Origin of the sequence: Nocardioides soli (assembly GCF_014191495.1) — a bacterium.
GTDB classification, from domain to species: Bacteria; Actinomycetota; Actinomycetes; order Propionibacteriales; family Nocardioidaceae; genus Nocardioides; species Nocardioides soli.
Genome location: NZ_JACHWR010000020.1, coordinates 1 through 13,082 on the forward strand (window position 1 = coordinate 1; position 13,082 = coordinate 13,082).

9 protein-coding genes are annotated in these 13,082 nt (G+C 71.3%); 6 read left to right on the forward strand and 3 right to left on the reverse strand.

Annotated elements, in window-relative coordinates; translation table 11 throughout:
* Nucleotides 1–171: 171 nt before the first annotated feature.
* Both FHU40_RS27440 and FHU40_RS27445 read right to left on the reverse strand, forming a co-directional pair.
* Nucleotides 172–1,647, reverse strand: a complete 1,476-nt coding sequence (locus FHU40_RS27440) for a glycosyltransferase family 87 protein (protein ID WP_183595657.1) — start codon at nucleotides 1,645–1,647, stop codon at nucleotides 172–174.
* Entirely contained in the window at nucleotides 1,647–3,995 is a 2,349-nt protein-coding gene (locus FHU40_RS27445; protein ID WP_183595671.1) for a transglycosylase domain-containing protein, read from the reverse strand. The genes FHU40_RS27440 and FHU40_RS27445 overlap by 1 nt, the downstream gene beginning before the upstream one ends.
* A gap of 205 nt (nucleotides 3,996–4,200) precedes the next feature.
* On the opposite strand from FHU40_RS27445, the gene FHU40_RS27450 reads away from it, so the two are divergent.
* The 3 genes from FHU40_RS27450 to FHU40_RS27460 all read left to right on the forward strand — a co-directional run bounded on the left by FHU40_RS27450 (nucleotide 4,201) and on the right by FHU40_RS27460 (nucleotide 7,118).
* Nucleotides 4,201–4,848 (forward strand): PadR family transcriptional regulator, encoded by a 648-nt coding sequence (locus FHU40_RS27450; protein WP_183595672.1) that lies wholly within the window; start codon nucleotides 4,201–4,203, stop codon nucleotides 4,846–4,848.
* 29 nt (nucleotides 4,849–4,877) lie between these two features.
* The gene (locus FHU40_RS27455; RefSeq protein ID WP_183595673.1) at nucleotides 4,878–5,963 is read left to right on the forward strand and encodes an inositol-3-phosphate synthase; all 1,086 of its coding nucleotides are present in this window, start codon (nucleotides 4,878–4,880) and stop codon (nucleotides 5,961–5,963) included.
* A 300-nt stretch (nucleotides 5,964–6,263) separates the two neighbouring features.
* Nucleotides 6,264–7,118: a hypothetical protein gene (locus FHU40_RS27460; RefSeq protein WP_183595674.1), complete on the forward strand. Its 855-nt coding sequence runs from the start codon at nucleotides 6,264–6,266 to the stop codon at nucleotides 7,116–7,118.
* 110 nt (nucleotides 7,119–7,228) lie between these two features.
* On the opposite strand, the gene FHU40_RS27465 is transcribed toward FHU40_RS27460, so the two are convergent.
* Entirely contained in the window at nucleotides 7,229–8,647 is a 1,419-nt protein-coding gene (locus FHU40_RS27465; protein WP_183595676.1) for a CCA tRNA nucleotidyltransferase, read from the reverse strand.
* Nucleotides 8,648–8,746: 99 nt separating this feature from the next.
* Here FHU40_RS27465 and FHU40_RS27470 point away from each other — a divergent pair, with 99 nt between their 5' ends.
* The 3 genes from FHU40_RS27470 to FHU40_RS27480 all read left to right on the forward strand — a co-directional run.
* A complete protein-coding gene (locus tag FHU40_RS27470) occupies nucleotides 8,747–10,945 on the forward strand; it encodes a DUF6049 family protein (RefSeq protein ID WP_183595675.1) in 2,199 nt (732 codons plus the stop codon).
* A 7-nt stretch (nucleotides 10,946–10,952) separates the two neighbouring features.
* On the forward strand, nucleotides 10,953–12,623 hold the full coding sequence (murJ, locus tag FHU40_RS27475; RefSeq protein ID WP_252274889.1) for a murein biosynthesis integral membrane protein MurJ: 1,671 nt from the start codon (nucleotides 10,953–10,955) through the stop codon (nucleotides 12,621–12,623).
* Between the two features lie 77 nt (nucleotides 12,624–12,700).
* The coding region (locus FHU40_RS27480) for a protein kinase family protein (RefSeq protein WP_484549384.1) at nucleotides 12,701–13,082 on the forward strand (382 nt) is incomplete at its 3' end.

Genomic DNA, 13,082 nt, shown 5'->3' on the forward strand with positions numbered 1-13,082 from the left:
TCGATCGACGGCAAGCAGCGGCTCTTCGCCGAGCCGCCGCACATGCAGGCGTCGATGCTGTTCCTCCCGCACGGCGCTCGCGTGCCGGCGGTGGGCGACCAGGTCGACGTTCGGGTGCGCTACACGGCGACGTCGTTCGACCGTGTCGTCGTGGACTGAGGCCCGGACTTCTCAGGCGGAACTGTCACTTCTCAGGCGTTGCATCGGCCGAGAAGTCCCGGAATCCCCGGTGAACCGGGGAATCCGCGTCCGCCACACCGGGTCCCGCCGCGGCTGCCACAGGTCCCGCGCGACCATCGCGACCAGGTAGAGCTCGGCGGCCGTGCGCAGCAGGATCGCGGCCCAGTAGAAGCCGGAGTCGCCGCCGGCGGCCGGCGCCAGGTAGCCGCCGAGGTACCACCAGACCGCCGCGAAGTAGAGCACCTCGCCGGCCTGCCAGATCAGCAGGTCGCGCCAGCGCGGGCGGGCGAGCACGGCGAGCGGGAGCAGCCAGAGCACGTACTGCGGGGAGTAGACCTTGTTGACGAGCAGGAAGCCGGCCACGATCAGGAACCCGAGCTGCGCCAGGCGCGGGGTCGACGGCGAGGTGAGCCCGAGTGCGGCGACCCCGACGCACCAGGCGCCGAAGAAGATCCACGACGCGAGGTTGATCGTGTGCGGGTCGAAGGAGAACGGGTCCGGCACGGTGTCCATCGCCTGCTGCACGACCAGCCAGACCGAGCCGAGATCGGCGCCGCGGTCGGAGTTGAAGGTCCAGAAGACCTTCCACTCCGCCGGGCCGGTCAGCAGCGCGGGCAGGTTGGCGGCGATCCAGGCCCCGACGGCGCCGGCGAGCGTCAACCCGAAGGGGCGATAGCGGCGCTCGCGCAGGCAGATCACGAGCACGCCGCCGAGCAGGAAGAGCGGATAGAGCTTGGTGGCCGTGCCGAGCCCGATCAGCACGCCGGTCAGCAGCGCCCGATCGCGCGCCCACGCCCACAGCGCCCCGGCGACGAACACCACCGCCACCAGGTCCCAGTTGACGAGGCCGGTGAGCAGCAGGGCCGGGGAGAGCGCGAACGCCACGGCATCCCAGGGTCGGCGTGGGTTCACGCCGGCGAGCAGCCAGGTGCACAGCAGCGCAAGCACCGCGAACCCGATCGCGTTCACGATCACGAACGCTCGGATCTCGCGATGCACCTCGGGCCAGCCGGCGACCGTGGCCGTGTCCGCGGCGTACCTCGGCTCCAGGTCCGGCGATCCCGTGATCCAGTGCGTCACCCAGGCGGTGCCCCAGGCCCAGTACGAGATCCCGACGGGGTACTCCATCACCTCGAACCGGTCCCGCACCTGGTGGTCGTCGGAGTAGGGCCAGTTCAGTTCGGCGAAGCCGCGGCCGGTGTAGAGGTAGGGCAGGTCGGAATAGCACATCTGGCTGTAGCGGGACTGGCCGTCCTGCCAGGTGTTGTCGTAGCAGCCGGCCTTCTGGAACATCCCGAGCGCGAGGCAGAGCGCGGTCAGGGCGAGCAGCACCCGCACCGGCGTCCACCACGGGTGTCGCCCGGCGCGGGTCCCGATCGGTCCGCCGACGCCCTCGCTGAGCGTGGTGACGACGGCGTCGTCGGTGGTGGGGTCCACCCAGGCGCGATCCCCCACCGGCGCGGCCATCAGCCCCGCCGTACCCGATGCTCGGTGCGGTGCGCCACCTGGCGGGCCGCGGGCGGCGTCGGCGGCACGGCGACCGTCGCCGCCGGGTCGGTCGGCGTCGGCGGCACCGGCTGCTCCGGCGGGCAGCCGACCGCCGGGTCACAGGTCGTGGGCGGCGGCATCGTCGGCGGCGTGTCCGGGATGGTCGGCGTGTCGGTCGGGTCGGGGGTCTCCGTCGGCTTGTCCGGCTTCTTGGTCGGCTTGTCGGACTTGCTCGGCTTCGGCTTCTTGGTCGGCTTCGGCGGCGGCGTGTACGGCTCGTGCCCGTCGTCGGGGGCGTCGCCGTCGAGGTACGCCGGCTCCGGGAAGTACTCGACCTCGGTCCCCTCGAGGGCCCGGCCCATCACGTCGGTCCAGGTGCGCGCCGGGTAGGAGCCGCCGAAGTACTCGGGCAGCCACCCGTCGAGCTGCTCCTGGCCCTTGCCGCGCACGTACATGACGGCTGTCGCCAGCTGCGGGGTGTAGCCCACGAACCACGCCGACGCGACGTCGTCGTCGCTGTTGGTCGCCGTGCCGGTCTTGCCCGCCGCGGGGCGGCCCAGCGCTCGTGCCGCCGTACCGGTGCCGACCGAGACCACCTGCTGCATGGCGTACGACGTGTCGGCCGCGACGTCCTCGTCGACGGCCCGCTTGGTCGACTGCTTGAACTGGTACAGGACCTCGCCGCTCTTGCTCACGACCTTCTGGACGACGTGCGCCTTGGCGGCGCGGCCCCCGTTGGCGATGGTGCCGTAGGCGTTGGCCATGTTGATCGGGGCGATCGTCGCCGAGCCGAGCGCGATGCCGCTGACCGGCTCCAGGCCGGGGCTGTTGTCGAGGTTGTCGTAGCCGGCCTGGTTCTTGTTCCAGTTCGGGATGCCGAGGTCCTCGGCGGTCTGCATGATCTTCTCCGGACCGTCGGGCATCGACACCGTCAGGTCGGCGAACACCGTGTTGATCGAGTCCTCGGTGCCGCGCAGCAGGCTGACCCTCGACCCGTAGTCGGTACCGAGCCCGTCGGAGCCGTAGCCCTCGTTGCGCACCCGGGCGCCGGTGCCCTGCTCGTTGTAGTAGAAGGGCGAGTTGCCGTCGAAGGTGTCCTTGAGGGAGAAGCCCTCCTTGAGCGCGGCGGCGACCGCGAACGGCTTGAACGTCGAGCCGACCATGCCGCCGGTGACCGCCCAGTTGATCTGCGACTGCAGGTAGTCCTGGCCGCCGTAGAAGCCGCGGACGGCACCGGTGCCGGGCTCGACGCTGGCGACCGCCACGTGCAGGTTCTTCTCCGAGAACTCCGGCCCCTCGGGGCGCTGCTCGCGCGCCCCGGCGGCCGCGGCGTCCATCGCCTTCTTCGTGAACGTCGTGGTCACCCGCAGGCCGCCGCCGTCGATCTGCTCGTCGTCGAAGCCGAGGTCCTTGAGCTCGCTGCGGACCATCGAGAGCATGTGGCCCTTCTGCCCGCCGTACCTGCTCTCGGCCTGGATCTTGGGGAACTTGGGCAGCCGCCGCGCGGCCTTCTCGGCCTTCTCGGCGCTGACGTCGTCGGCGTCGGCCATCCCGCCGAGCACGTAGCGGTAGCGCTCCTTGAGCGACTCCTTGGAGGCCTTGCCGTTGGCGGGGTCGAACGACGAGGGGTTGTTCAGCACGCTCGCGAGCACGGCGCACTCGCGGAGGCTGAGGTCCTTGGCGTCCTTGGCGAAGTACGCCTCCGAGGCGGCCTGCACGCCGTACGCCCCGCGCCCGAAGTAGATCGTGTTGAGGTAGCCCTCGAGGATCTGCTCCTTGGACATCTCCCGCTGGAGCTTCAGCGAGAGGATCGCCTCCTTCAGCTTGCGCTGGTAGGAGCGCTCCTGCGTCAGGTAGAGGATCTTGACGTACTGCTGGGTGATCGTGGAGGCGCCCTGGGTGGCGTTGCCCTTCGCGTTGCTGAACGCCGCGCGCAGGATGCCCTTGGGGTCGATGCCGTTGTCGCTCCAGAACGAGCGGTTCTCGGCGGCGACCACGGCGTCCTGCAGGTTCTGCGGCATCTGGTCGAGCGGGATGGACTGCCGGTTCTGGGTGGCGTAGCTGCCGACCTCGGTCTGGCCGTCGGAGTAGTAGACGAAGGACGTCTGGGTCTCGAAGTCCTCGTTCGGGTCGGGGATGTCCGTGGTCTGGTAGGCGTAGATGAACCCGCCGACGGCGACCAGCGAGCAGACCAGGCCGACGATCAGGAACCACTTGGCGACCCGCCAGACCCGCTGCTTGCGGGTGCGGGGTCGCTTCGTCGCCGCGCCCTTCTTCGCAGGGGCGCTGCTCTGTGCGGGGCCGGCGGCCCGGCGCTTGCCACTCACGGTCGTTGGCTCCGCTGGTCGGTTGCTCGGGGTTCTCTGCCGCTGGGGAGAGGGCCGGAACGGCGTCCGGGCCGTTCGACAGGGTACGGGGGGCCGCCACACCCGCCCAAGACGACGCAGGGTGACGTGCGCGATGGAAACCCGATGGAACACCCCGACGGGTCCGGTATTCGCAACGGGCGGATATATCGCTACGATAGGTCCCGTGGCACGTCGTGCGGAGACCATCGAGCTGGCAGTCCTCGGGCTGCTGCACGAGGGACCCATGCACGGCTACGAGCTCCGCAAGCGCCTCAACCTGATGCTGGGCTGGGGTCGGGTGCTCTCCTACGGGTCGCTCTACCCGGCCCTGAAGAAGATGCTGCGCGCCTCGCTGATCGAGGAGACCATGACGACCAAGACGCCGGGCACCCCGGTGTCGAAGCGTCCGCGCATCACCTATCAGGTCACCGAGGCCGGCACCCGGGAGTTCCAGCGCCTGATGTCGGAGGTCGGGCCCACCGCGTGGGAGGACGACAACTTCGACATCCGCTTCGCGTTCTTCTCCTCGACCGACATGGAGATCCGCCTGCGGGTGCTCGAGGGTCGTCGTACCCGCCTCCAGGAGCGTCTGGACCGGGTGCAGGGCCAGCTCGCGATCACCCAGAAGGAGGTCGATCGCTACGCGGCCGAGCTCCAGCGCCACGGGGTGGAGTCGGTCGAGCGCGAGGTCCGGTGGCTGTCGGACCTCATCAACGCCGAGCGCAACGGCGACCTCCACCGGTCCCGGACCGACACCTCCGGCCAGGAGCGCCGGTCCGACACCAGCAGCGGCCACCCGGCCACCGGCCAGCAGGCCGCACCGCAGAACTAGACCGAGCAGTGAACAAGGAAGGAATCCCGATGGGATCGGTACGAGTGGCAATCGTGGGGGTGGGCAACTGCGCCACCTCCCTGATCCAGGGCGTGCACTACTACAAGGACGCCGACCCTGAGGGCACCGTCCCGGGTCTCATGCACGTCACGTTCGGTGAGTACCACGTCGCCGACGTCCAGTTCGTCGCCGCGTTCGACGTCGACGACAAGAAGGTCGGCAAGGACCTGTCCGAGGCGATCAACGCCTCCGAGAACAACACCATCAAGATCTGCGACGTGCCCACCCTCGGCATCGAGGTGCAGCGCGGCCCCACGCTCGACGGTCTCGGCAAGTACTACCGACAGACCATCGAGGAGTCCGCGGCCGAGCCGGTCGACGTGGTCCAGGTCCTCAAGGACACCGGCGCCGACGTCCTCGTCTCCTACCTGCCGGTGGGCTCCGAGGCGGCCGACAAGTTCTACGCCCAGTGCGCGATCGACGCCGGCGTGGCCTTCGTCAACGCGCTGCCCGTGTTCATCGCCTCCGACCCCGAGTGGGCCAAGAAGTTCGAGGACGCCGGCGTCCCGATCATCGGCGACGACATCAAGTCGCAGGTCGGCGCGACCATCACCCACCGCGTGATGGCCAAGCTGTTCGAGGACCGCGGCGTGGTGCTGGACCGCACCTACCAGCTCAACGTCGGCGGCAACATGGACTTCAAGAACATGCTCGAGCGCGAGCGCCTGGAGTCGAAGAAGGTCTCCAAGACCCAGGCCGTCACCTCGAACCTCAACGGCCCGCTGGCCGGCAAGATCGAGGACAAGAACGTCCACATCGGCCCGTCCGACTACGTCGCCTGGCTCGACGACCGCAAGTGGGCCTACGTCCGCCTCGAGGGCCGCGCCTTCGGCGACGTGCCGCTGAACCTCGAGTACAAGCTCGAGGTCTGGGACTCCCCGAACTCCGCCGGCATCATCATCGACGCCATCCGCGCCGCGAAGATCGCCAAGGACCGCGGCATCGGCGGCCCGATCATCTCGGCCTCGTCGTACCTGATGAAGTCCCCGCCGGTGCAGCTGCCCGACGACGAGGGTCGCCGCCGCGTGGAGGCCTTCATCCGCGGGGAAGAGTGACCTGCCGCTGACTGTCCTCCGCTGACGCGGAGACCGTCGAGACACCAAGAATGGCTGTCAGGATCTAATCCTGGCAGCCATTTCTGGTGTCTCGACGCGTTTCCACAGGTACGCCGAACAGCTGATTCGTCCACAGGCGAATCCGGGAATGCCGGATCCGTGGCACATCGCTGGGATCCGGTCGCTCCGCCCGTCTCCGGTCTCGTGCTGCCGGCCAGAGTGGACCCCCGAGGCCGGACCGGACCGACCCGGGGCCAGTCCCGTGGGCCCGGCTGGCGCAGGACCGGGCCGGGGCTCTTCGTGCCCGGACACGTGAGCGACGCGCTGGTCGAACAACGCATCGTCGAGGCGTGGGCCCGCTGCGGGACCGACGCGGTCGTGACCGGCTGGGCCGCGCTGCGGCTCCATGGCGGTGGCTTCTTCGACGGCCTCGCCCGTGACGGACAGACCCGCCTCCTGGTCCCGATCGCGGCGAACGAGGGCCGGGTCCGGGCCGCGTCCGGCTTGCGGATCGTCGAGGACCGCATCCCGCCGGACGAGGTGATCGACCTCCATGGCGTGCGGTGCACCCGGGTCGAGCGGGCGCTGTTCGACGAGATGCGGCCCATCGGCGACGTACCGGAGATGGCGGTCGCGGCGGGGGCCGCCTACGCCGGCCGGCTGACCTCGGTCAGGCGGATGCGGCTCTACGCCGCGACCCGCCGGTGGTACCGCGACGTCCGGCTGGTCAAGGAGGCGGTGGAGATGTCCGTCGAGGGATGCCGGTCGCCACAGGAGGATCGCTTCCGTCTGATCTGGGAGTACGCCGCGGGCTGGGGTCGCCCCCTGATCAACCGAGACATCCTCGACGAGCGCGGCAGCCTGGTCGCCGTACCGGACCTGCTCGATCCGGTCCGCGGGGTCGTCGGGGAGTACGCCGGGGCCGACCACCGGGACATCGACCGGCACGAGTCGGACATCGAGCGCGAGGCGATCCTGCGCGACGTCGGCTTGGAGTACGTCGAGACGGTCGGGCGGGACTTGCGCGACGCGCGCAAGGTGACCCGCCGGATGGAACAGGCGGCGGCCCGCGCCGTCCACCTCACCCGTCGCTGGCGGGTCGGCCCGCCAGCAGCGCCCACCCTCGACGAGATCCTGGATCGCCGGTCGGCCTGAAGAGTCGTCGAGACACCCAGAATGGCTGCCGTACCGGCCAGATGGCCGCCATTCTGGGTGTCTCGACGCTCAGAACGGTGAGGCCAGGCCAGCCAGCCAGGCCAGCCCGATCACCGCGACGCCCACCAGTCCCGGAGCGCGGCGCCGGCGTCCTCCTCGCTCATCGGCCCGTGGTCCATGCGCAGCTCGAGCAGGAACCGGTACGCCTCGCCCACCCCGCGGCCGGGGCCGATGCCGAGGATCTCCATGATCTGGTTGCCGTCGAGGTCGGGCCGGATCGCGTCCAGCTCCTCCTGCTCGGCGAGCCTCGCGATCCGCGCCTCGAGCTCGCCGTAGGTACGCCGCAGCCGCTCGGCCTTGCGCCGGTTGCGGGTGGTGCAGTCGGCGCGGGTGAGCACGTGCAGCCGGTCGAGCTGGTCGCCCGCGTCGCGCACGTAGCGGCGGACGGCGGAGTCGGTCCACTCGCCGGTGCCGTACCCGTGGAAGCGCAGGTGCAGCTCGACCAGCCGGCTGACCTCGTCGATCGCGTCGTTGGAGAAGCGCAGCGCCTTCATCCGCTTGCGGGTGATCTTGGCGCCGACGACGTCGTGGTGGTGGAAGGTGACGGTGCCGTCGGCGAGGAACCGCCGGGTGCGCGGCTTGCCGACGTCGTGCATCAGCGCGGCGAACCGGGTGACGAAGTCGGGGCCGCCGTCGGGCAGCCGGTCCTCGAGGTCGATCGCCTGCTCGAGCACGGTCAGGGTGTGCTGGTAGACGTCCTTGTGGCGGTGGTGCTCGTCGCGCTCGAGCGCGAGCGCCGGCAGCTCGGGCAGCACCAGGGCGGCCAGGCCGGTGTCGACCAGGAGCGTCAGGCCCAGGCGCGGGTACGGCGCGCACACCAGCTTGACCAGCTCGTCGCGCACCCGCTCGGCCGAGATGATCTCGATCCGGTTCGCCATCGCGCGCATCGCCTCGACGACCGCCGGGTCGACCGTGAAGCCGAGCTGCGCGGCGAACCGCGCCGCGCGCATCATCCGCAGCGGGTCGTCGGAGAAGGAGTCCTCCGGACGGCCGGGAGTCCGCAGCACCCGGTGGGCCAGGTCGACGATGCCGCCGTACGGGTCCTCGACCTCGCGGCCCGGCACCCGCACCGCCATCGCGTTGACCGTGAAGTCGCGGCGACCCAGGTCGCCGTCGAGCGTGTCGCCGAAGTCGACCTCCGGCTTGCGCGAGTCGGGGTCGTAGGCCTCGGAGCGGTACGTCGTGATCTCGACCTGCCAGGGCCCCTTGCGGCAGCCGATCGTCCCGAAGCCGCGGCCCATGTCCCAGATCGCGTCGGCCCAGTCCTTGATCAGCCGCTCGGTCTCGTCGGGGTGCGCCGAGGTGGTGAAGTCGAGGTCGTTGTGCTGCCGGCCGAGCATCGCATCGCGCACCGGCCCGCCGACCAGGGCCAGCTCGTGGCCCGCCTCGGCGAACCGGCGGCCGAGGTCGTCGAGCACCGGCGCGATCCGGTCCAGCTCGCTCGCGACCGAGCGCTGGACATCGGCCATGTTGAGTGGCGGCGGAGGGGCGTCAGGCACGGGAGACGAGTTTAGTGGTGGCGGCACCGGGGGCCCGATTCGCACACGGTCGGCCAGTAGAGTCACTGCGTGCTTCGCCCGGTGTCGCTGCTGCCTGCCCTCGTGGCCGCGGCGCTCGCGGGGCTCCTGCTCACGCCGCCCGCCACCGCCGGCGAGACCAAGGCCACGTCGAAGGCCACGTCGAAGGTCGACGCCGCGCCGCTCGAGGTGACCCTCGAGACGCTGTCGCCGTCCACGCTGCCGCGCCGCGGACCGATGCGGGTCAGCGGGTCCGTCACCAACGTCGACGACCAGGCGTGGACGACGATCAACCTCTACTCCTTCATCTCCGACGCTCCGATGACGACCACCGCGGAGCTCGCCGACGCCGCGACCGCCGGCTCCGAGGACTTCGTCGGCGAGCGCGTCACCGACCCCGGGCCCTACTACACGATCGAGCAGCTGGCGCCGGGCGAGACCCGCGACTTCTCCTTCTCGGTCCCGCGGAAGCGGATCGCGGCCGAGTCACCGCGGGGGGTGGCCGTCGACGCACCCGGCGTCTACTGGTTCGGCGTCCACGCCCTCGGCCAGGCGGCGGAGCCGCGCGACGAGTTCGCCGACGGCCGGGCCCGGACGTTCCTGCCGCTGGTACCCGAGACCTCGCGCTCCGTGGACACCGCGCTCGTGCTGCCGGTACGACGCTCGGTGCAGCACGAGGCGGACGGCCGGATCGCGAACCTCACCCGCTGGACCCGGACCTTCGGCGGCACCGGCCAGCTGCGCCGGATCGCCGACTTCGGCACCACCGCGGGCGACCACCCGATCTCGTGGCTGGTCGACCCGGCCGTCGTCGACGCGGCCGTCCGGATCGGCGAGGGCAACCCGCCGCGCACGATCGAGCCGACCATCGAGCCCGAGGAGCCGGACGGCGGGGAGTCCGGATCGCCGTCGCCGTCGGAGGACCCCGAGGCCACGGACGACGCCACCGACGGGGAGGCCGACGAGGGCGCGTCCCCCGACACCGGGACCGAGGACCCCGCGGTGACCGAGGCCGCGGCGGCGGCGGCGACCGACTGGCTGGCCCGGCTGCAGTCCGCGCTCGACGGGCACGAGGTGCTCGGCCTGCCGTACGGCGACCTCGACGTGGCCGGTGCCGCGAGCCACGACCCCGCGACGTACCGCGCCGCCCGCGATCGGACCGGCACCGAGCTCGCCCCGTGGGGACTGCCCATGACGCCGGTGATCGCGCCGCCCTCCGGCTTCCTCTCGACCGCCGCGCTGGACCTCGCCGACACCGGCACGCAGGTGCTGGTCTCCGACCAGGTCTTCGGTGACCGCGCCGACAACGCGCCCACCGTCGCCCGGACCGATGGCCACGCGATGGTGGTCGCCTCGTCGGGCGCCGCGAGCGGCGGACCCGGTCCGGGAGACCCGCTCTCACCGCTGTCGGTGCGCCAGCGCATCGTGAGCGAGGCGGCGGTGCGGCTGCTGACCCCCGGCCGCAAGCCGCTGGTGGCCGTGCTCCCGCAGGGCTGGGCGCCCGAGACGAGCTACGGCTTCTTCGACGGCCTCGACACCGGCTGGCTGCGCCTGACCACGGTCGACGATATCGCCCGGCGGACCGGCCGGGAGGTCCCCGCCGACCGGATCGTCTACCCCGACAGTCAGCGCGAGGCCGAGCTCGACCCGCTCGACTTCGCCGCCGCCAACGGACTCACCGAGGCCGGCGCGATGCTCCAGAACCTGCTCACCCTGAACGACCAGGTCGGGACGGACGTGCAGGACGAGGCGCTCACCGACGTGTCGTACGCCAACCGCCGCCTCCCGCTGGTCAGCCGCGCCTCGGCGGTGCGGTCACGCGCCTGGATCGAGCAGCGCCTCGGCTCGGTCACCGTCGAGGCGCCCAAGGCGGTCATCCTCTCCAGCGGCAGCGGCCGCTTCTCCGCGACCGTCACCAACGGGCTCGACCAGCCGGTCACGGTGCGCCTGGAGGCGCAGACCGACCCCGCCCTCGAGGTGGTGGTCCCCGACGACGACGTCGAGATCGCGCCCCACTCGCGCTCCACGATCCTGCTCAACGCCTCGTCGTCGGCGATCGGCGTCCGCAACGTCACCCTGCTGCTCACCGACAGCGACGGCGTTCCGATCGGGTCGTCGGACTCGCTGCCGATCCGGTCCAACCGGGTGAGCAACGTGATCTGGCTGATCCTCGGCACCGGCGTCGCGCTGCTGTTCGCCACGATCGTCGTGCGGCTCGTCCGCCGGATCCGCACGGCGACGAGGCCGTGACCGCGTCGTGAGCGCATTCGACGACGAGCGGCGCGAGGACGAGCGCCGGCGCGTCCTCGCCAACAGCGCGGTGATGGCGGCCGGCACCGTCGTCTCGCGGCTCAGCGGGTTCGTCCGGTCGACGCTGCTGGCGGCGGCGCTCGGCGCGAAGCTGCATGCGGACCTGTTCAACATCGCGAACACGATCCCCAACATGCTCTACATCCTGCTCGCGGGCGGGGTCGTCAACGCGGTGCTGGTGCCACAGCTGGTCCGCGCGATCAAGGACGACCCGGACCGCGGCGACGCGTACACGAACCGGATCATCACCCTGGCCGGGCTCTTCCTCGGCGTCGTGACGATCCTGCTCGTCGTCGCCGCGCCGTGGGTGATCCAGCTCTTCCTCACCGACGAGCTGAACGCCGCCGCGTACGCCGCGCAGCGGGAGTCGATCGTCGACTTCGCGCGCTACTGCCTGCCGCAGGTCTTCTTCTACGGCATGTACGTGCTGATCGGGCAGGTGCTCAACGCCCGCGGCCGGTTCGGCCCGATGATGTGGGCGCCGATCGCCAACAACGTCATCTCCATCGCGGTGCTCGTCGTCTACCTGGTGGTCTTCGGCCCGGCCCAGGACGTCTTCGGCCCGTACGACGCGAACCAGGAACTGCTGCTCGGACTCGGCTCGACCCTCGGCATCGCCGCGCAGTTCGCGATCCTGGTGCCCTACCTGCGCCTCACCGGCTTCCACTACCGGCCGCGGTTCGACTTCCTGCACACCGGGCTCGGCCACACCTTCCGACTCGGGGTCTGGACGGTGCTGTTCGTCATCGTCAACCAGGTCGCCTACACCGTGGTCGTCCGGCTGGCGTCGGGCGGCACCGCGTCGTCCACCGACGGCACCGGCTACTCGATCTACTCGCAGACGTTCCTGATCATGATGGTGCCGCACGCGGTGATCACCGTGTCGCTGGCCACCGCGATCCTGCCCCGGCTGGCGGCCCGCGCGGCCGAGCGCGACGACGCCGGGCTGGCGACCTCCCTCGGCGAGACCCTGCGCAGCGCGCTCGCGCTGATCCTGCCGTTCGCGCTGCTGATGCCGTGCGTCGCGCTCGGCGTCTCCCGGCTGATCTGGGGCTACGGCGCCGCGGCCGACGACTACACCGACTACGCGCCGTCGCTCGCGCTCTTCGGCGGTGGCCTCGTCTTCTTCACCGTCCACTATCTGGTGCTGCGCGGCTTCTACGCGCTGGAGCAGACCCGGACCGTCTTCTGGATCCAGTGCGCGGTCGCCGGCACCAACATCGTCGCCGCGCTGGTGCTGGTGGCCAGCACCGACGCCGCCGGCACCGCCCCGGCGCTGGTGCTCGCCTACACCTGCTCGTACGTCGTGGGTGCGCTGGTGTCCTACTCCCTGCTCTCCCGGCGGCTGGGTGGCCTGCCCACCCGGGAGCTGTGGCGGTTCCTCGCCCGGCTGGCCGTCGCCGCCGTCCTGGCCGCCGCGGCGGCCGCGGGCACGGCGTACCTCGTCCACGACCTGATCGGCGTCGCCCGGCTCTGGGCGGCGGTCGTGTCCGTGGTCGTGACCGGCCTCGTTGGCGGCCTCGTGCTGCTCGGCACGGCGCGCACGATGCGCCTCGACGAGATCACGACGATCGTCGACACGATCGCCCGGCGGCTGCCCATCCCACGACGGCCCTGAGTCCGCCCTACGATGGGCCCACGGACCCGACGACGGGGTCCTGGTGCCGCACGGGTAGCCGACACGAGGGGAGCTGAGTGCCGAGCTCGATCCGGCCGGGCGACGTGCTCGCCCACCGGTACCGCCTGGTCGACCTGCTTACCGAGAGCGGGGGCGGCCGGTTCTGGCGAGCCCAGGACCGGGTGCTCGAGCGCCACGTCGCGCTGCACGTGATCCCCGAGCACGACGAGCGCGCGGCCGCGCTGCTGGGCGCCGCCAAGCGCTCCGCGACCATCCACGACCGACGGCTGCTGCGGGTGCTCGACGCCGACCGCGCCGACGGGTACTGCTACGTCGTCAACGAGTGGGGGTCGGGCGACTCGCTCGACATCATGCTCGCCTCCGGTCCACTCGGGCCGCGCCGGGCCGCGTGGCTGGTCTCGGAGGTGGCGGGCTGCGTCGCCGCGGCCACCAGCCGCG

Coding starts and splice junctions, on each gene's coding strand:
- FHU40_RS27440 (WP_183595657.1), bottom strand. CDS start 1,647: ATGGCCGCGCCGGTGGGGGATCGCGCCTGGGTGGACCCCACCACCGAC.
- FHU40_RS27455 (WP_183595673.1), top strand. CDS start 4,878: ATGGGATCGGTACGAGTGGCAATCGTGGGGGTGGGCAACTGCGCCACC.
- FHU40_RS27465 (WP_183595676.1), bottom strand. CDS start 8,647: ATGGCCGATGTCCAGCGCTCGGTCGCGAGCGAGCTGGACCGGATCGCG.